The organism is Bacillus marinisedimentorum, assembly GCF_001644195.2.
Taxonomy (GTDB): Bacteria; Bacillota; Bacilli; order Bacillales; family Bacillaceae_O; genus Bacillus_BL; species Bacillus_BL marinisedimentorum.
Genome location: NZ_LWBL02000010.1, coordinates 1 through 18,354, shown reverse-complemented (window position 1 = coordinate 18,354; position 18,354 = coordinate 1). Strand labels below are relative to the sequence as shown.

General features: G+C 46.5%; 18 protein-coding genes. 9 read left to right on the top strand and 9 right to left on the bottom strand.

The genetic code is table 11. The annotated features are described in order from the left end of the window. Positions 1-10: 10 nt before the first annotated feature. A complete protein-coding gene (locus tag A4U59_RS02780; protein ID WP_066175794.1) occupies positions 11-1,408 on the bottom strand; it encodes an MDR family MFS transporter in 1,398 nt (465 codons plus the stop codon). A 31-nt stretch (positions 1,409-1,439) separates the two neighbouring features. Further along, the gene (locus A4U59_RS02775) at positions 1,440-2,054 is read right to left on the bottom strand and encodes a TetR/AcrR family transcriptional regulator (RefSeq protein WP_066175789.1); all 615 of its coding nucleotides are present in this window, start codon (positions 2,052-2,054) and stop codon (positions 1,440-1,442) included. Between the two features lie 653 nt (positions 2,055-2,707). Between A4U59_RS02775 and A4U59_RS21610 the strand changes: the two genes are divergently transcribed. After that, positions 2,708-2,881, top strand: a complete 174-nt coding sequence (locus A4U59_RS21610; protein WP_169823895.1) for a hypothetical protein — start codon at positions 2,708-2,710, stop codon at positions 2,879-2,881. A 114-nt stretch (positions 2,882-2,995) separates the two neighbouring features. On the opposite strand, the gene A4U59_RS22325 is transcribed toward A4U59_RS21610, so the two are convergent. Continuing rightward, positions 2,996-3,127 (bottom strand): hypothetical protein, encoded by a 132-nt coding sequence (locus tag A4U59_RS22325; RefSeq protein ID WP_281183305.1) that lies wholly within the window; start codon positions 3,125-3,127, stop codon positions 2,996-2,998. Between the two features lie 177 nt (positions 3,128-3,304). Beyond that, entirely contained in the window at positions 3,305-4,600 is a 1,296-nt protein-coding gene (locus A4U59_RS02765; RefSeq protein ID WP_066175783.1) for an APC family permease, read from the bottom strand. Between the two features lie 111 nt (positions 4,601-4,711). On the opposite strand from A4U59_RS02765, the gene A4U59_RS02760 reads away from it, so the two are divergent. Next, entirely contained in the window at positions 4,712-5,050 is a 339-nt protein-coding gene (locus A4U59_RS02760; RefSeq protein ID WP_066175780.1) for a hypothetical protein, read from the top strand. Positions 5,051-5,156: 106 nt separating this feature from the next. Here the strand turns inward: A4U59_RS02760 and A4U59_RS02755 are convergent, their stop codons facing one another. Beyond that, positions 5,157-5,414, bottom strand: coding sequence for a hypothetical protein (locus A4U59_RS02755; RefSeq protein WP_066175776.1), 258 nt, complete (start codon positions 5,412-5,414; stop codon positions 5,157-5,159). A gap of 573 nt (positions 5,415-5,987) precedes the next feature. Here A4U59_RS02755 and A4U59_RS02750 point away from each other — a divergent pair. The 4 genes from A4U59_RS02750 (at position 5,988) to A4U59_RS02730 (ending at position 9,992) form a co-directional block, all read left to right on the top strand. Beyond that, positions 5,988-6,710 carry an NAD-dependent deacylase gene (locus A4U59_RS02750; RefSeq protein WP_066175773.1) on the top strand — a complete coding sequence of 241 codons (723 nt, stop codon included), beginning with the start codon at positions 5,988-5,990 and terminating at the stop codon, positions 6,708-6,710. Between the two features lie 319 nt (positions 6,711-7,029). Next, on the top strand, positions 7,030-7,734 hold the full coding sequence (locus A4U59_RS22165; protein WP_425388871.1) for a glycine/sarcosine/betaine reductase selenoprotein B family protein: 705 nt from the start codon (positions 7,030-7,032) through the stop codon (positions 7,732-7,734). Positions 7,735-8,273: 539 nt separating this feature from the next. Further along, the gene (locus A4U59_RS02735; protein ID WP_066175765.1) at positions 8,274-9,266 is read left to right on the top strand and encodes a sulfurtransferase; all 993 of its coding nucleotides are present in this window, start codon (positions 8,274-8,276) and stop codon (positions 9,264-9,266) included. A 24-nt stretch (positions 9,267-9,290) separates the two neighbouring features. Then, on the top strand, positions 9,291-9,992 hold the full coding sequence (locus A4U59_RS02730; protein WP_066175763.1) for a TVP38/TMEM64 family protein: 702 nt from the start codon (positions 9,291-9,293) through the stop codon (positions 9,990-9,992). A gap of 39 nt (positions 9,993-10,031) precedes the next feature. Here A4U59_RS02730 and A4U59_RS02725 read toward each other — a convergent pair whose 3' ends face one another. Both A4U59_RS02725 and A4U59_RS02720 read right to left on the bottom strand, forming a co-directional pair. Next, entirely contained in the window at positions 10,032-10,418 is a 387-nt protein-coding gene (locus A4U59_RS02725; protein WP_066175760.1) for a YkvA family protein, read from the bottom strand. Between the two features lie 117 nt (positions 10,419-10,535). After that, positions 10,536-11,312 (bottom strand): pirin family protein, encoded by a 777-nt coding sequence (locus A4U59_RS02720; protein WP_066175863.1) that lies wholly within the window; start codon positions 11,310-11,312, stop codon positions 10,536-10,538. A gap of 161 nt (positions 11,313-11,473) precedes the next feature. On the opposite strand from A4U59_RS02720, the gene A4U59_RS02715 reads away from it, so the two are divergent. Further along, entirely contained in the window at positions 11,474-11,797 is a 324-nt protein-coding gene (locus A4U59_RS02715; protein WP_083270617.1) for a winged helix-turn-helix transcriptional regulator, read from the top strand. 220 nt (positions 11,798-12,017) lie between these two features. On the opposite strand, the gene A4U59_RS02710 is transcribed toward A4U59_RS02715, so the two are convergent. Continuing rightward, the gene (locus tag A4U59_RS02710; RefSeq protein ID WP_245680480.1) at positions 12,018-15,263 is read right to left on the bottom strand and encodes a M36 family metallopeptidase; all 3,246 of its coding nucleotides are present in this window, start codon (positions 15,261-15,263) and stop codon (positions 12,018-12,020) included. Positions 15,264-15,563: 300 nt separating this feature from the next. On the opposite strand from A4U59_RS02710, the gene A4U59_RS02705 reads away from it, so the two are divergent. Continuing rightward, entirely contained in the window at positions 15,564-17,273 is a 1,710-nt protein-coding gene (locus A4U59_RS02705; RefSeq protein WP_066175755.1) for a DUF2339 domain-containing protein, read from the top strand. A gap of 139 nt (positions 17,274-17,412) precedes the next feature. Continuing rightward, the gene (locus tag A4U59_RS02700; RefSeq protein ID WP_066175747.1) at positions 17,413-17,619 is read left to right on the top strand and encodes a hypothetical protein; all 207 of its coding nucleotides are present in this window, start codon (positions 17,413-17,415) and stop codon (positions 17,617-17,619) included. Between the two features lie 62 nt (positions 17,620-17,681). Here the strand turns inward: A4U59_RS02700 and A4U59_RS02695 are convergent, their stop codons facing one another. Then, on the bottom strand, positions 17,682-18,128 hold the full coding sequence (locus tag A4U59_RS02695; RefSeq protein ID WP_066175745.1) for a GtrA family protein: 447 nt from the start codon (positions 18,126-18,128) through the stop codon (positions 17,682-17,684). Positions 18,129-18,354: the final 226 nt, after the last annotated feature.

The following is an 18,354-nucleotide window of genomic DNA, read 5'->3' as shown; positions in this document are numbered from 1 at the left end:
TGAAGCAGTATTATGCCTCAGGATTTTTAACGAAAAACGATATGGCCAAACCGATGACCGCGGAAATGCCTGCTACGATGAATGAAACATTCACGCCATGAATCAGCCCTTCGACACCATGATCCGGCAGTGCTGCAGTCGACATGACCGTGACAAGCAACGCTGTTCCAACGGCTCCGGATACTTGCCGCATCGTGTTGTTCATGGCTGTGCCATGCGGAAGCAAATTAATCGGCAGTGCGTTAAGGCCGGCCGTTGTGACTGGCATCATCACCATAGCGACACTCAGCATCCTTACTGCATTGACGACCGTGAGATAAGCGAAGGACGTTTCAGGAGACAGGTTGGTAAACATAAATGTGGAGATGGTCAGCAGGCTAAGGCCGATAATAGCCAGCCATCTGGCTCCAAATTTATCAAAAAGCCGTCCTGTGGCAGGATTCATAAACCCCATAATGAGTGCACCCGGCAATAGCATCAGCCCTGATTCAAAGGCTGTATAACCAAGCATGTTTTGCATGAGGATCGGGAGAACGGTCGCTCCGCCAATCATTGCTATGAACATGAGCATGCCAAGGGCTGTTGACAGGGTGAATATTTTGTTTTTAAATACCCGAAACTCCAGGATCGGCTGTTTCAATTTGAACTGCCTTAAAATGAACAGAGTAAGCGTGATCGCTCCAACAGCCATTGAAATGATGACTTGGTCGCTTCCCCAGCCGGTGTTGCCTGCCATACTGAATCCATACAGCAAGCCGCCGAATCCGAATGAAGACAGGATAATGGAAAGAATATCAACTTTCGGAAACGTTTGTTTCGTCACATTTTTAAGAATAAAATAAGCAATGATGAAGTCGATGATCACAATCGGCAAAATGACATAAAACAAGCTTCTCCACGGAAAGTGTTCAACAAGCCATCCGGATAATGCAGGACCGATTGCCGGTGCAAATGAGATGACAAGGCCGAACATTCCCATTGCAGAGCCCCGCTTGTTAGGGGGATATATAAGAAACAGGATCGTCTGCATAAGCGGCATAATAATTCCGGCTCCGGAAGCCTGAAGAATTCTTCCGATCAGCAATATGGCAAAGTTAGGCGAGATGGCGGCAATAAATGTTCCGGCAGCAAAAAGGCCCATTGCCGAAAGAAACAGCGCCCTGGTCGTAAATCGCTCGATTAAAAAGGCTGTGATCGGGATCATGACACCATTCACAAGCATAAAAATCGACGTCAGCCATTGGGCGGTACTGGCTTCAAGGTTCAAGTCCCTCATGATATGAGGAAGAGCTGTAGCGAGCAGCGTCTGATTCAGTATCGCAGCAAAAGCACCTGAAAGCAGAACGGCGATAAGCGGAGCTTTGTTAACAGTTATATGTGCCTGTTCCGCATGTTCATTGTTTTCCATATTTCTTCCTTCTTTCTATATAAAAGGTGTATCAGCAGGGCTGTTCACTGAGGCCGGCTTTCAGCATTTTGATTTCAAGCCTGTGTTTTTGCATCGCATCTTCTGTTGTCAGTTCATTCGCGATGCTGTAGACCAGGTTATGGAAGGTGACAGCCATGATAAGCTGCATCGCATGGAATAGCTCTTCTTCTGTTGAGACGGCAATTATCTCGGTATCTAACAAAGGAAGTAATTCACTGTAGCCTCCGCCAGACGGCTCCCGGCCAAAAAAACGGGTCAATGCATGTTCGATTTTATAATTCATGTTGAGCAGGACATGTTTAATAAATTGATTTTGATGTTTTGCATCTTCCAACGATGATTGAAACAGGTCTATCGTTGCCTCAAACAGATCTCCGTCCCATTTTTTCAGCTTCGAGATGAACTTTTCCTGCCGTTCCCGTGCATGCTCATTCAGGAGATAGAAAAAGGCATCTTCCTTATCTTCGAAATATTGATAGAAGCTGCCTCTGGGGATGCCGGCAGTCTTAAGGATATTTGAAATGGAGGCTTCATACAGGGACACTCTGGCAAACTCTTTCCTTGCTGCCTCTATCAACGTTTTCTTCTTTTCTTCCTTCAAGTTATAAAAGGTTGGTTTCGGCATACACTTTGTCTCCCAACAATTTTAAAATGTGACAATCTGTCACAAAAGATAATGATAAGTGACACCGTGTCATATGTCAACTTGTTTGCTGAGGGCCGGCTAACCGCTGAATTGAATTAAATCTAACTGAAACCTTTCTTTTCCAATTCCGTATAAATAGTAACAGGCTGCCTGGTCAAATGAAGGAGGGGTCCATCATTCGAAAACTTGTAAGCATTGGACGGACTTTTTCGTTTCTTCTGGCTGTCAATATTGGAATCACTTTATTGGTTGATGCTCATTTTATTGATTTTGCATTCTTTACAGGATTGCTTGCTGTCTTTGTTATTCATTTTTTTCAGTTCATCCGGCGGGTTTTCGAGCCGTCAGCTTGATTTCCAAATCCAGTCCCAAACTGGGATGAAACAGGAAGCAGGAGAGCGTGTCTTTCATGCAGCCGCCAGTTTTTATACGGCTGCGGCTTATACGGTAATAGGTGGTCTCGGAGCGTTTGTATATTATTGGGAGTATTTTTTTTGATAAGCATGCAATGGAGCCGATCATCATATGGTGATTTGCGTACGGAACGGTTTGATTTCCGGAGGGGATTTTGTTTGCCGAGGAAGTTATTTGAAATCTATGCCGATAAAAATGATTGAAAAGGAAGTGGTTGAATGGGCTGGCTTTGGATCATGATTGGCGGTATTTTGGGATTTGCTTTCCTTTTAGATCGGAAAAGGAAGAGAAACAAAAACACTGGACAACAACCGATTAATCCCAATCAAAAGCCTGGTGAAGATGCCAATTATATGATGGGGGATAACCGGTATACGGGCGGCGGGCAGTGAATAACAGCTCAATCTATCCTTCAATTTTGAATATATGCTCGTGGCGCAGTGGGAACAGGCTGTCTCTTAAAACGATAGAATCGAATACAATGAGGAGGAGTAAAATCAAAACGGTTACGCCTCTTTATACGTATCCTTTTCATGCAGACTGCTTATTTGATTTCTGCAGTTGGCCTGAAGTTTTTTCTGTGTAAGTCCATCTTCATGAACGATTCCTCCAATCGCATATCCAATCCATCTCAGCATTGCTTACTTACTATATAGATTCGATGTTGGATTCTTATTCTTTTTTAGTCTGGCTGTGTTATCACGCTTGTTGATTCCACGCCGCACTTTGTTTCTGCGGTCCAAACGGGGATAAGCCGAAAACGGCCAGGTAGAGGTGATAACAGTAAAAAGACCCCTTCAAGTGAAGGGGAACACTCATTGAGTCTGATGTTTTAAGAAAACGTATTCTGCGATGAAAACCAGTCCAATGAAAACCACTGACACTATCACGATAAGAATATCTGTCTGCAGTTTGATCCACAGGAAAGCAGCCAGAACAATGCCATCCAGAGCCAGTGCGGATAACACAATTACAGGGTTTGCGTTAACTTTATCACGCAAGTTTCTGAACACACCCCAGTGGATAATCATGTCCATCACCAGATAAAGGATGGCGCCCATTGAAGCGATGCGTGTCAGATCAAAAAAGATTGTTAAAACCATTGCCAGAACGATTGTATACACAAGGGTATGCCGCTGGATTGTCCCGGACATGCCAAAGTGGCTGTGCGGGATCAGTTTCATATCCGTCAGCATGGCGAGCATGCGTGATACGGCAAAAACACTTGCAATAATGCCGGTTACCGTCGCGATGATTGCCAGAATGACGGTCATCCAGAGGCCTGTGCTTCCAAATGCAGGACGTGCTGCTTCAGCCAGCGCATAGTTTTTTGCCTCGATTGTCTCCGTTATCGACAGGTTGCTTGAGACTGCCCATGCAAGCAATAAGTAAACAATCAGGCTGATCAATATGGAAAAAGCAATAGCACGGCCGACATTCTTCTTTGGCTTCGTGATTTCCGCTCCGCTGTTTGTAATTGTGGTAAAGCCTTTAAAAGCGAGAATTGTAAGGGCAACGGCCCCGATGTACCTTGCCATACCTGGTTCTGGCGGATTTGCTCCCGGCTCAGCCAGATTGAAAGAAAAGTCTGCCGCCCAGATACCTGCAATCGCCATAGCCGAGAGACCAAGTATTTTAATTAAAGAAGCGATAGACGTGAACGTTTGAATAAATTCATTCCCTGAAATGTTAACGAGAAAGGCTATTGTAATCAAAATGACACCGAGAAGCGGCACAAGCCAGTCCGCCTGCTGTCCATCAAACAGCTGTAACGTATAGGTCCCGAATGTCCTGGCTACAAGACTCTGGTTAATGACCATAGAAATCGCCATCATGAGTGCCGCAGAAGCAGTGATGACTCCTTTGCCGTATGCTTTTACGAGAAACATGCCGATGCCGCCGGCAGAAGGGTATTCCTGACTCATCTTGATATATGAGTAAGAACTGAATGCCGTCACGATACTCCCTATCAGGAAAATAAGCGGAAACCAGACGCCGGAAAGCTCTGCGACCTGGCCAAGGAGTGCGAAAATACCGGCACTGATCATAACCCCGGTCCCGAGTCCAACGGCGCCAACAAGTGTTAAGCTGTTTTTTCTGTATTCCTGCAAGATTGACGCCTCCTTCTATTTTTCTCTAATCGTACTATTCCCTTTTACACCACATGTAATCTGGAATTAAGCCTGAGGTTCATATACTTTCTCTAACAAAAAGGTGATAAAATGACAAACCATATAAAGATAGAGATCAAACTACTCATGTACGTACTGTTAATAATGTCGTTTATTTTGACTGCCGGCTTTTTGTCATGGTTTTCTCTGAAAGCGGACTATCACGGTAAAATAACAGATTTGGATGGAGAGAAGTTTGTTCTCGTTCCGCTCGAGATCGATCCAGAGGCTGAATACAGTTTCCCTGCCATCCGTTATGGAAAACGTACAGAAATAACCGGAAACGGGAGCCGGCTGCAGGACCTGGCAGAGGGTGTGGAAGTGAAGGTATGGTCATCAGGGAAAATAGAAGAACGGTGGGCGGAAAAAATTAAACTATTGACTGAATGAATTGTTTTTGAAAGACAGGAAAGATTTCCGAAATTCATTTTACGAAACAAGGGATCTCTAATCCCACCGCAGTGATGGGAGGAAAGCCCGGTAACAGCGGGCGGCCTCAGCTGTTTATTTGGCATCCATCTTTGTGGATTTTCCTTCTGTTGTACTCCTCAAGCGTACCCAGTTCTTCATTTAATAAGCGCTTCATTTCAAGTAAGTGACTCTTTGCTACCACAGGGTCCTGCTCCGACCAGTTGACGATATATACGAAATAGTAATCCTGTATTTGGCGGAAGATGACGAGTGAACCGGGGAATAGGTCAAAGACGGCTTTGATGTTGTAACGCCTGGAGTATTCCCAATTTATCAGTTTCATTGCATATCCTCCCTGTGTGGAAAAACTTTCTGGTTTAATATATCAGAACCTTTATTCCACTCCACCTTTGCTGATAGTGAACCATTCATCATAGTATTATGGAAGAAAACAGAATTGGAGAGACGGGAAATGGATAACCTGGCTTTCCTTAAAGAAAAAATTGAGAAGCTGGAGAACGGCTGCTGACAGCTTAAGTAAGACAGTCACCAAAAAGAGTGAACAAATTGCTTGCCGATGAGTTTTTTGAATTCGGAGCACAGGGAATGTATTGTATAAAATTGATTGCATCGGTGAAGAAGGCCTTGGCGTATGGAAAATGACCCTCTTAGAGTTTGAATTTCATCCGCTCGCCGAAGGGGTTATTGTCACTACATACCGTGTTAAGGAAGAAACATGCAAGAGGAATACGCTGTGGAGTTCTATCTGGAAAAATCAGGATGGAAGATGGCGAATGTTTTTTCAGTGAACAGTGGCAAAAGGCTGACAATTTTCGGTGCCTGACCCCCGTGCGGCAATACTTTAACAGAGCGGGGGTCAGGCACGGATATGAACCGCAATGAGGAGGAATCAATCATGCTTGCATCTCTACTTAAAGAATCCAACTACACGGTCGTGTTGACAGGCGCCGGCATGAGCACTGAGTCGGGGCTGCCAGATTTTCGGTCATCATCCAATGGCATGTGGAAGGATGTCAATCCGCTTGAATTGGCAACAACGGAGGCGATTGAACATAACCGTGAAGCATTTGTGTCCTTCTACCGCAGCCGAATGGAACAGTTGGAGAAGTATAAGCCGCATGAAGGGTATCACATTTTAAAAAAGTGGGCGGATGACGGCCTGGTCCAGTCTGTAATCACCCAGAATGTGGACGGTTTTCATGCGGCCAGCGGTATCACCGATGCGGCCGAACTTCACGGAAGCTTGCGGAAGTGCCATTGCCATTCATGCGGCAAGGAATATCCAGGCTACACGTTTCTGGAGGATGACCACTTGGCCTGCAGCTGCGGGGGCTTCATCAGGCCGTCTGTCGTGCTGTTTGGTGAGATGCTGCCAGAAGAAGCGATTGTTCAGGCGGAAAGAGAGACAGAGAAAGCGGAACTGTTTATCGTTCTTGGCTCGTCCCTGCAGGTAAGCCCGGCAAACTTCTTTCCGGAAATGGCAAAAAACAATGGCGCCAAACTGGCCATCGTCAATATGGAACCGACACCTCTCGATCCGATCAGTGATGTGATCATCAAGGATCGGAAAATCGGGGATGTGCTGGCGGAAGCTGACCGCATTCTTAATGACGGCTAGATCCAAGCAAAAGCATGTTTCTGCTTTGAAGCAGTCTTTTTATAATTGAAATGAGCACAAATTGTGCACCTTATTCATAGCATACGTTAAGTATTTAATTCCGATGAGAAAACTAGGGTTGATTTCTCAGAATTCCGTGGTAAAATGAAAATACTCATTAAACAGCAAGCAAATTGAAGGCGGCTATTTTTTTAGCTTTAAAACTTAGTAAACTCATAGGAATTAATTAAATTAATAAGTAGACAAAATTGCCGCCTTCTTCATCATGGAAAGGGGAGACGAGATGAGTAAGAATCCTTTGTCCCATCAGATCTATAAAATGATGGCAAAAAAAGAAATTAAAAAAGTCAAAGCTGACACTGATCTCACGTTACTGAACAAACCGGAAAACGAGTGGAATGTTGCATTTCTGACAACGGCGGGTGTCCATTTGAAGACACAGACGCCGTTTGATGTCGACGCCGGCGACAATACGGTCCATTTGATTCCAGGCAAGGTCGATGTGGAAGATTTAATGATCACTCACACCCATTATGATACGGAAGACGCAGAGAAAGATGTCAATTGCGTTTTCCCGATCGAGCGCCTCCGCGAACTTGAAAACGAAGGAGTTATCGGCTCGGTTTCAGATGTCCACTTCGGTATGATGGGTTACATTCCCGATACGGAAAAATTGAAGCAGGAAAGCATACCGCTCATTTTGGAAGAACTGAAAAAAGCGGATGTGGATGTCCTGCTTGCATCGCCTGGCTGATATATTTGCCATCAATCCGTGGGATTGATTCAAAGAGCAGTAGAAGCGGAAGGAATTGCAACCGTGTCGATCAGCCATTTGCCTGATCTGACTGAACGCGTGAAAGTGCCGCGTGCACTTCACTTGAAATTCCCGCTTGGACGAAGTTTCGGCGCAGCCGGCCGGGATGACCTGCAGCGGAAGATTGTCATTGATATGTTGAAAGCTGTTAGTGAAATTGAAGAGACGGAGACAATCCAGAAGCTGCCTTATCGATGGAAGAGGGATTGACGGTAGTTTGGCGAGGAGGGGTGGATTGGATGCGCGGGTCAGCGGCCGGGTTTGGCGCGAAACGTTCACCGAATGGCGTGAAATGTTTGGTGAACGGCGTGAAACCTTGGTTGTGGCGTGAAAAGTATCGAGTTTAGCGTGAATTCACCTGAGTTTCGCGTGAAAAGGCAAGGTGTTGGCGTGATTTTTTACAGATACCGCATGAAAGCGTCAGCAGCAAGTAGGTAAATGATACATCTGGCGTGAAAGTTGCTGTATGTGGCACGAATCCAGGACCTTTTGGCGTGAAAACGCGGGCATATGGCTTGAAGAAAGTTCCGCTGCCGAAACAATGCTCCATTTATAGAATAAATCACTAAAAATTCATCGCAGCCAGGCTTCTTTGACCAGCACCCAAACCATTACTGTCCATTTCTCCGAGTTTACTGTCCAAATCTCAACCTTTACTTTCCAATTCAGCAACACCTCGGATTCATACTCGAAATAAGCAACCACGCTTTAAAACCGACTAAACAAATATGAATAATGGAGGTAAGAAGATGAACAAACAAGTGGCAGCCAGTCTTATAGCCCTTGCTGTATTTGTAATTGGTTTTTTCACCTATGATTATTTCACAGGGATCAAGGCACAGGAAGTCAACGTCAGTGCCCAGCAAGAGAAAATCAATGAATATTCGAATCCGGAATCTTTCATCACGCCTGAACAGCTGAAGAAACTGCAAGAGGATGCAAGTAAAGATGTCGTTGTCATCGGTGCGATGAAATCAAAAGACAAAGCGATTCCAGGATCATTCGTCTTATGGCGCGATGACTACCAGGGGTCGGAAGGCCATGAATACGGCGGAATGGCAAGTCCAAAGGAAAAAATGGAAGACATGCTAAGCAGCTTCGGGGTGACTAAAAATACGACAATTGTCACTTATGCAGCCAACGACCAACATGATTCAGCCCGCCTGTTCTGGCAGTTGAAGATGCTCGGCCATAAAGATGTCCGTTTCCTGGACGGCGGCATTAACGTATGGATTGGCGAAGGATATGAAACGGCAGAAGCTGCCCAGCCGGGTGACCGCCCGAAAACAGAATACAAAGCTCCTGATTTCAATGAAGAGGCATTCAATGCGGATGTTGATGAAGTTGCTTCCGCTGTAGAAAATAATGATGAATTTTATCTGCTGGATACACGTAGTGAAAGTGAAGAATCCGGCAGTGATACGAAGAAAGGTGCATATGGTCCGGGAAAAATCAAGGGATCAACATGGGTTGAGTACTCACAGGCCACATCGGAAGAAGGTACGCTAAAGTCGAAGGAAGAGCTTGAGGACTTATACGGTGAAATCATTGAGTCCAATAAGGAAGTGATCAGCTATTGCCAATCGGGAGTCCGCTCTGCCTATACATGGCTGGTGCTGACACAGGCGCTTGGATATGAGCGTGTGCAAAACTACGATGGTTCATGGATCGAATGGAGCTATAACTCTTATGAACAGGGTGATGAGGGCATCAAATCAAAAGTTGAGAACGGCAAGTTTTAAACAAAATGACAGAGGATGATCACCATGGCTTCCCGTAAGCAAGCAAAGAAAAAAGAATCAATAAAACTTTTGGCTGCGGTCACTCTGATCGCAGCAGCCTTTATAATCGCCTGGAAAACCGGACTTGTGGGTGTATTGAAAGATGTTCGGGCCATGCAGGACTGGTTTAACGGCTTCGGCCTTTACGGATATATTGTATTTGTTCTTGTTTTTGTAGCTGTGGCCGTGTTCATGCTGCCGGGTTCCCTTCTCACGATTATCGCCGGTATCACCTTTGGCGCAATCAAAGGAGGTACCCTTTCATTGCTTGGTGCTACACTGGGCGCCATGGCGGCATTTCTCATTGCCAGGTATTCCGCAAGGGAATTGATTGTTAAAAAATTTGAAGGGAATCCGATTTTTAATAAGATAGATGAAGGAGTGGAGAAGAACGGGATCAGCTTCCTGATTCTCACCCGCCTCGTTCCTGTTTTTCCGTATAATGTACAGAACTATGCATATGGTTTTACGAAGATTCCGTTTCTGACCTATTCGGTTATTTCTCTTATCACTATGGCCCCTGCCGCATTTATATATGCGTATATGGCAGGACAAATCGTGGAAGAAGGGGTCTCTGTAAAACTATTGATCGAGTTTGCACTGGCAGGAATCATCCTGTTCATCGTCTCATTGATTCCAAAATATATTTCAAAAAAGAAAGGGATCAGGCTGGAGGAATATCAATAGTTAAGCAGAGTCATGCATGCAAGCATGGCTCTTTTTTTATTATCGATTCCATATTTGATAAGCCTCAATGAAAAGCCAAGTTAGAACCAGTGTCCACAGCAGGATGATGATTGTGCCTGCAATCCAGTTCTTCGGTTTGCCTTTGGCCATAAGCTCATCTGCTTGTTCTCTACAGTCCGCAATAACGTGTTCTGGAATCATTTTTAGAGCAAGATAAATGCCGGTCGGAACAAGGAGGATATCATCCAGGTAGCCGAGCACCGGAATGAAATCCGGGATCAAATCTATCGGGCTGAAGGCATACGCAACAACCAGCGTGGTGAACAGCCGGGCAAACCACGGTGTCCGCTTGTCTTTGTAAGCAAAATATAAAATGAAAATCTGTTTTTTCAGCTGTTTAGCCCATGCTTTTAACTGTGCAATCATTATGCGGGCTCCTTATGTCTCTTATGACTTGTAGCTAGTATAAATCTGGAGTTGGGCAAGCGGGATCCCGCTGCTGCATCACCACTTTAGCGCAGCGGGGGTCAGGAACCAAATATATTAAAACTTACCTGAACGGTAATCTTCAAACGCCTGCCTGATTTCGTCTTCTGTATTCATGACAAACGGCCCGTGTGCAACGACTTTTTCTTTCACAGGTTTACCGGCGTACAGCAGTACGCGCATCGGCTCGTCAGCTTGAATGGAGATTTCGGTATCTCCTTCTTGATCTGGAAGGTTCATCAGTAAGGCTTGATTCTTTTCAGCCCGCATTTCATCTTGCCCGAAACGGCCGCTGCCTTCAAGAATATAGAAGAAGCCGTTGAAATCACCCGGCAGCTGCTGGGTGACCGAAGCGCCCTTTTCAATTGTCATCTCAACGAACGTAACCGGCACATGGTTTTGGGTGCTGGATTCGATATCCCCCGAAGTGCCAGAAAAGACTCTGATGTTCACGCCTTCTTCTTCCCGGATCGGAATGTCGCCAGAACTCAAGTCCTGATACCGTGGCTCTGTCATTTTTTTATGAGACGGCAAATTCACCCAGAGCTGCAGGCTGTGTACCGTTTCACCGGGCAGTGGATCTTCTGAATGGACGATGCCGCGCCCGGCAGTCATCCATTGCACATCACCTGGTGCAAGCACTCCGGAACCGCCATGATTGTCTTCGTGTTTAAGCTTTCCTTCAATGACATAGGTGACCGTTTCAATGCCGCGATGGGGATGGAAATCGAAGGTGCCCTGGCGGAACCAGTCTTCATTCAGCAGCAGGAAGGGATCAAATTCTTCCCAGCTTCCTGGCGGAATAACCTGGCTTACCTGCAGGTGCGGCCCCATTCCCGGACGGGGGCTGACATCCCACACCTTTTTTATATGACGCTGTTTCAATAAACACACCACCTTAACTGCAATTCACTTATTAACTTACGATTCGTAAGTAAGGATATTATTTCCATTATGATATAATAGCGATACACTGTCAACGAAGATGAAATGAGGTGCGGCATGTGGAAGAGGAATTTCAGTTGTGCCCCAAATTTGAAGCTGCATTTCAACTGTTGGGCAAAAGATGGACGGGCTTGATCATCCACGTATTGTTATCCGGACCGAAACGGTTTAAAGATATAGCGGCAATCATTCCGAATCTGAGTGATAAAATGATCGCCGAGCGGTTGAAGGAACTGGAAGCTGAAGGTGTTGTGACAAGGCGGGTATATCATGAGGTGCCCGTCAGGATCGAATACAAACTTACCGAAAAGGGCAGAGCATTGGAGTCAGTCATGGCCGGATTTCAGAAATGGGCGGAAGACTGGATGGACTGAAGTTTTTAAAAAGGATTTTCCATAAGTGAAGGTTGTTACGTTCTGCCGTGAAAAGGAAAACCTCTGTATCTGCTGATTCACGTCAAGCGGCAGAAGAAAAAACAGCAGCAGGACAGAAGGCGATAAAAACAAACCGAAATGGAAGAGCGGCAGCTAAGCTTGCGTGTATAGAAAGCAAGAAACGGATCTCCTGCAGCATAACAGGGGATCCGTTTCATATTTAATAAGGTGCCGAAGCAGTCAAAGTAAAGTTGACGTTGTTTCCTGAATACAGGCCTACATACACATAACGTGTACCGCCCGGAATGGCGCCTGATTCGTCGGCTGCAGTTGTTGCAATGCTGCCGATATATTCGAAGTTGCTATTGTAGAAGAAAATGTCAAAATCATAGGAACCGTTGCCAGGGCCAGCCACTTTCAGATTATGGATGCCGTCCCCGAATCCGTCAGGAAGGGTGACGACATAACCGTCCGTTCCCTGCGAAGCAGGCTTAGGGTTTTGAGTGCCGGTGAACTCCGTCTGGGTGACGCCGAGGGTTGCATCATCCACACCGGCAATGAGTCCGATACCAGTTCCCGGATTGCCAGCCTTGATGGTTCCTTCTGCGGTAAAAGGCTCTTCCGGTTCAAGATTAAGCGGCTCCATTTTTGCCTTGCCGGCAGCAAATGCCTGCAATTCAGCGATTTGCACGTAGCCGCCGTTGTCGTCTTGCGTATTATGGGCGGTCAGCTTCAAGTATTTTGCGTTGACGGGCTGATCCAGCTCGAACCTTTTATAGTGGAGATCAGGAGAGCCGGGCCGCGGTTTAGCGGCATTGAAGCTGCCTTCAAGCACCTTGTTCCAGGTCTCTCCATCAACAGACGCCTCGATCGTAAAGTCCTTCAGTGTCTGGAAGCGTCCTTTCTCTACATCCTTAAACGCACTGACCTGGATATGGGAGAGGCTGACCGGTTTGTCACCCGCAAGCGCCACTGTCACTTCCGAACCGGTAAACGCTTCTTCTTGTTTTGAAGTTGCGTACACACTGGCTTCGGTATCATCGATCAAGTTTTTAACCGGGTTGCTTTCGGATTCACTGCTCATCCCGTGAATTGCTGCACCATTGAATGCAGAAGCGGCATTTGGTTCAAGCGTGATTCGCATCCGTTTCTTTTTGCCGGATGTGAAGGACATGTTTTCCAGAGTTGTAGAACCGAAGCCCCGTGCCTGGATTGTAATATCGTATTCACCTTCGGTCATAGGCAAAGCGAACATTCCATCTGTAGATGTAACCGCCGCAGCACTTGTGCGGGCTTCGTATTGACCGACAATGATCCTTGCACCTTGAATCGGTTTGTTTGTAGCTGCATTGACGAGCTTGCCGGCAAACATGCTGTTATATGTGTCATTCGGATGGTCAAAGGCCGGCTGCGGGTCAATATCATCCCCGCCTTCAGAGAATGCAGACTGACCGAGTCCCCGCTGTGCAAATGCTTTCCACAGAGTATCATAGTGCTTGCCGCTGTACCTGATCATATCAGCTGCCAGAATGGCGTTGCGCATATCGACCATAGACGGATTAGGTGCAGAGATCGGCATTGCATCCATGACGAGGTGCTCGGCTGCTTTTTCACCTTCAGATTTGCCGAAGGAGTTGATGAGTTCTGAGCGCATGTGCCATAAAATGGCTGCCCAGATTTCTCCGTCAGCATGGACTTCGGGACCGATCAAATCGTACCCGATATCCCCAAAGCCGAGCGGGGAGTCATCGAGCGCCCAGTTGCGGATGCCGCGGTTGTCATTCCCGGTGACATAAGCACCGACAATCGGGCGGTCCTGCAATCCATTTTTCACGAGATAATGCATGGCGAACCAGTCGCCCCATGCTTCACCCATTGATCCGGACTGATGGCTGTTAAGCGACTCACCGCCTGCCACCAGCCTCTGGGAAAGGGCATGGGAGTACTCATGATAAATGATGCCGGCATCATAATCGCCATCCGCATATTCACCTTCAAATGCCCCTGCAATCGGTTCCCACAGGAACATTCCGCTCCATCCTGGAATGCCGTCTGGAAGCGTCAGCATGTAGGCATTGTCGCGGCCGGTATATGTCGGCTCCCCGCCTGAAGCAGCTCCCGCCTGGACAAGACCGAGAATCGGATCACCTTCCATACCGCCTTTTCCAAAGTTCGAAACTTGCATGTTGCCGGCAGCTTCCGTCCACCCCAGTTTGTAAAAGTAATCGTGGAAGAGGTTATGATGGTAGAACAGATTCGCTGTGGCGCTGTGTACGTCTTCTGCGTACGAAGGCGGAACAGTTGCGCCGTTTGTGTTTTGCCATTCATTCTTAAAATTGTATTTGAACTTGCCGAACGCATCGACAGGCCGTGTTAGTCCGGCACCTTCAGGAACGAGAAAATTCGACCAGTTTGCATAAGCATCCGCGTTGTTTCCGATTGTCGTAAAGCCGGTGTCAAGTCCCGGCAGGAGCCAGCCTTCCGGGGAAGCCTGCGGGTCGCCGCTGAATGACTTCACTGTTTGATGTCCGCCTTTTTCAGCATCTGGATAATTCTCGAAAACGAGTCCTTCAGGATCAAACATATATTGTACAAGCGGCCGTTCGAGCAGTTTTTCACCAGTAGCGCCGTCGATGATTACTTCCGAGGCATTATTCAGCTCTTCAATGAACAGTACCCTGAACGCGGGCCGAATTTCATTTGATGTGAAAAAGGCTGCCTTTTTGACACGCTGTTCCGCCGGAAGCACGTTCCCTCCATCGAAGACTTTCCAGCCCGCTTCATCTTTAAGAGCCGCCAGCATGTCGATTGACACATCCGGTTTGTACTCGGCGAGTACGTTTTTCAATGCGTCTGCTGCTGAGAGTGTAAAGCCTTCCGTAAAGCCTGTTCCGCCATCCGGGTTGATATTCCCTGATACAGAAGCGATCCGGCCGTCTTTCGTAACCGTTACAATAAGACGGCCGCCGTACGCCGATTCAATCCCGTCCACAGTTTGCTGGAAGGTGACGGGATGCATGCCGGTTCCGGGCATTTTAAATTCCTTTATCACCTTCAGGGAGGAAATCTCTTCTTTTGACAGTCCATAGAGTGCGCTGTTATTTGTTATCCATTGCCGGGCTAATTCAGCAGGTTCACCTGAAGACGGCTCTGTTAAATAGCCCTTGTCTTTCATGATCATTGCCGGTGTGCCGAACTCCGTATTCCATGTTATCCGTGTCCCGGCGCCAGCCGTATCCACAACCTGTTTTGCAGCATCGAGCCGGCTGTCATCAGGGAAGACAGCACTGGCTGCTGATCTGATATCATAGTACGTCTCTTCTGTATGGTCGAAAACATCAATGGCCTGGCCTGTTTCTGGTCCAGATGAACCAGTTTCGGCCGCAGTTGTCACTTGAGCCGCCTGGAACACCTGGGCACATAAAACCGCAACTGCAATTAGCGGCAATCCTAATTTTCCTATCACGCCGTTCACCCCTCTTATTTAATTGGTGAGTAGTTCGAACTGGTAATTCTAAAACAATTTAATCAGCCGGAAAGTGATGCGTCAATTAAATTCAGAATATTTAGTACATTAATAAACCAAAGTTAGACTAAAAGGGGAAAACGGAATACTCCTTTTGGGTTAATCGGATTTACCCTTTAGGCGGTGCTGTCTTGGTCATGCGGATGAATAGACATGATAGAAACTCTTATCCGCAAAAAGGATACTGGAGCAGACTATCGAACTAGTTCGGTAAGGGATAAATAAAAAGGGGACAGGAATATGACGAACCAGGAGAAAATAGCCGAATTGGAAAAGCGGGTAAATTCACTGCAGAAAGAAACGGTGGACCTGAAACGAACCATTCTTGAAATGAAACGGGACGCCATAAAAGAAGAGAAGGGCGGCCGCAGCCCGGTGATGACAAAAGCGGAAGGAAGAGAAGAAGATATTCATGGAAGACAACAAGAGGATTTGTTAAAACACAAAAAGGACCGGATTGAAAGAGAACCGATTGACTGGGAAAGGATGATCGGCCAGGTTTGGCTGCCCCGGATTTTCATTTTTGTGCTGCTCATCGGGGTCATCTGGGCTTTCAAGGCGGCATCTGATTACGGTTTTATCAATCCGCCGGTCAAAGTTGGGCTTGGTTATCTTTCTGCAGGCGGACTCCTTTATCTGGGACACAGGCAGATAAATAAAAAGCGGGCTGCCCTCGGCCAGGTGTTATTGAGCGGAAGTGTTGTGCTGCTGCTAATTTCAACCTTTGCCATGCATGCCCTTTATGGAATGGTTCCCGCCATACCTGCATTTCTTCTGAACCTTGCCTGGGTGGGGCTCGGCATTTTTCTTTCAGTAAGATACAGTTCTGAGCCGCTCGCGATTTTAACGGCGGCCGGCGGCTATTTGATTCCGTTTTTATTGGAGAGCCGCGAGCCGAGTGTCACCAATTTTGTGGTGTTTGAAACAGTCTTTTACACTGTGCTGCTGCTGTTTGCAATGAAGGAGAAATTCACTTATTTGTATTTTTCGGCATTTGGGCTGTTCCATTTGACCCTGGCGGCCGGAGTGATTTTCATTGCTCCGGTTGATAACAGCATTTTTGGCATTGCTGTTATCATCCAGCATGCCGCAATATTGGCTGCTTTCCTTTTCATCCCGTTTATGAAGAGGCGGCAGCTTGGCACCGTATTCGCAAGCTTTATCCTAACATCTGCCTGGGTGAAGTTAACATTAACTGATCTGCAGTATGAAATGGTCATGCTTGCTGCTTTAGGCGTGTATGCCGGCCTGGCGGTATACTTCCTGCAAAAGGATAGGGTACGGCTTCCGGCCGCTTTATCTGCTGCTACCATGGCACTGTTGTTTTACCTTACAAACAAGTTTGAAGCGGAGAATATATTGTCGGTTTTGATCATCCAGGGACTAGTGGCGGTTTTTCTTGGAATCAAAGCTTCGTCAAAACTTCAGCAGGCAGTCGGTGCCTTGATTTATCTAATAAGCGGCACTTTTATCGTTAATGATCCCTTTAGGGAAATCTGGCAAATTGAGTTTTTGAACTGGCTCGTTCTGACAGGGTCAACCGCTGGTGCTTATCTGCTTGTTTCCATGGTGAAAGGAATTGAAGAAGAGAGTAAAAAACAGGTGAAGCAGGTCGTCCTTGGCGCAGCACTGCTGTTATTCATGGCATTCATTACACTGGCCATACAGGCACTGACAGCAGGAGCAACGCTGAATATCCAGTATATGTCCGTTTCCATTGCGTGGGCAATATATGCATTAGGCGTCATCATTTTTGGCGTGTTCCAGAATAACAAACTGGTGCGGATGTTTGGCCTCATCCTGCTGTTTATCACTCTTGCGAAACTCGTATTTTTCGATCTTGCCTATCTGTCACTTGCCATTCGGGCGTTTCTCTTTATTTTACTCGGGCTGATTGGAATTGCAGGTTCGCGGATTTTCTATAAAAGCGGTATAAAGCAAGCCAAATAAGCTGGGTTCGAAAAAACCTACTTCAGAGAAGAAGTTCGAATTAATTAACGTGATCCAGCACAATACCTATTTTAATTTAAAGGATCTGACGGCCATCAGCTGATGGTGTGCCAATATCAGAGAGAGGAGGTTAGAAAGGATGGATTTGCTCCCGTATATCGTTGTGTCAGCAGTCATCCTCATTCTTGCCTTAATCAAAGTGAAAGACATGAAGCAAAACAGAACGCATCCCGAACGGCAGTGGGAGGGCGAGCGGCCTGAAGCGGATGAACGGCGGCGAAGGGATGCAGAAAATGATGCAGTTGTCAGGAGATGGACAGGGAATGCCGGCGGCCCAATGGGTTAAGGAGAAGCCAGCGGTCCATAAAAGCAGCCAGGCTGCCGGTGATTGCCGGCAGCCTGATGAATTCATACTTCCTTTTTCAGTTTGGTGAAGACGAGATACTTCATAAAAAAGAAACTTGCGGAGAAGGAAAGCAGCATTGCCAGTGCTTTTGATATGTTATGGATAATAAAAATTCTCAAGCCGGTGTATGCACCGAGCAACTCGATTGAACCGATGAAGACAAGGTTGCTGATGCCGAGGCTGACAAGAGCCTGGGCCACAAACTTCCACTTAACGCCGCCGGTCCGCTTCCCGTGCTTGAACGTAAGCCGTGAGTTGAAAAAGTAGCTGTTCAATACCGCGAGCGAATAAGCTGTTGTATTATAAACTGTCAGCAAAATATCGTTTTTGGTCGGAAAAAGGAAGAGGAGGATATTCAGTGACACGATATCGACAGCTGCATTCATCACGCCGATTGCACTGAATTGCATGAATTGAAAAGGTCCTTTTCTTCTCGTTCTTGCAGGCATACGATCCCTCGTTTTCTCGGTGTTAAGGAAATTTTAAAATTTCTGCTTGTGGATAATTGACCATGTTCCCGGGGTCTGTAAAGAATTGGCGCCAGTAAATGAATTGGACAGTAAATGAAGTGAAAACCAGACAGTATATTATTCATTTGACAGATTACAGGCAATGACATCGGTCAGTGCCTGTAAAGTAGCTTTTGCTCTAATTATAGGCACGGGAATCGGACTT

Excerpts from the sequence above, each read along its gene's own strand:
- A4U59_RS02780 (WP_066175794.1), bottom strand. The coding sequence starts at position 1,408 with ATGGAAAACAATGAACATGCGGAACAGGCACATATAACTGTTAACAAA.
- A4U59_RS02775 (WP_066175789.1), bottom strand. The coding sequence starts at position 2,054 with ATGCCGAAACCAACCTTTTATAACTTGAAGGAAGAAAAGAAGAAAACG.
- A4U59_RS21610 (WP_169823895.1), top strand. The coding sequence starts at position 2,708 with ATGGGCTGGCTTTGGATCATGATTGGCGGTATTTTGGGATTTGCTTTC.
- A4U59_RS22325 (WP_281183305.1), bottom strand. The coding sequence starts at position 3,127 with ATGCTGAGATGGATTGGATATGCGATTGGAGGAATCGTTCATGAAGAT.
- A4U59_RS02760 (WP_066175780.1), top strand. The coding sequence starts at position 4,712 with ATGACAAACCATATAAAGATAGAGATCAAACTACTCATGTACGTACTG.
- A4U59_RS02755 (WP_066175776.1), bottom strand. The coding sequence starts at position 5,414 with ATGAAACTGATAAATTGGGAATACTCCAGGCGTTACAACATCAAAGCC.
- A4U59_RS02750 (WP_066175773.1), top strand. The coding sequence starts at position 5,988 with ATGCTTGCATCTCTACTTAAAGAATCCAACTACACGGTCGTGTTGACA.
- A4U59_RS02735 (WP_066175765.1), top strand. The coding sequence starts at position 8,274 with ATGAACAAACAAGTGGCAGCCAGTCTTATAGCCCTTGCTGTATTTGTA.
- A4U59_RS02730 (WP_066175763.1), top strand. The coding sequence starts at position 9,291 with ATGGCTTCCCGTAAGCAAGCAAAGAAAAAAGAATCAATAAAACTTTTG.
- A4U59_RS02725 (WP_066175760.1), bottom strand. The coding sequence starts at position 10,418 with ATGATTGCACAGTTAAAAGCATGGGCTAAACAGCTGAAAAAACAGATT.
- A4U59_RS02720 (WP_066175863.1), bottom strand. The coding sequence starts at position 11,312 with ATGGGGCCGCACCTGCAGGTAAGCCAGGTTATTCCGCCAGGAAGCTGG.
- A4U59_RS02705 (WP_066175755.1), top strand. The coding sequence starts at position 15,564 with ATGACGAACCAGGAGAAAATAGCCGAATTGGAAAAGCGGGTAAATTCA.
- A4U59_RS02700 (WP_066175747.1), top strand. The coding sequence starts at position 17,413 with ATGGATTTGCTCCCGTATATCGTTGTGTCAGCAGTCATCCTCATTCTT.
- A4U59_RS02695 (WP_066175745.1), bottom strand. The coding sequence starts at position 18,128 with ATGCCTGCAAGAACGAGAAGAAAAGGACCTTTTCAATTCATGCAATTC.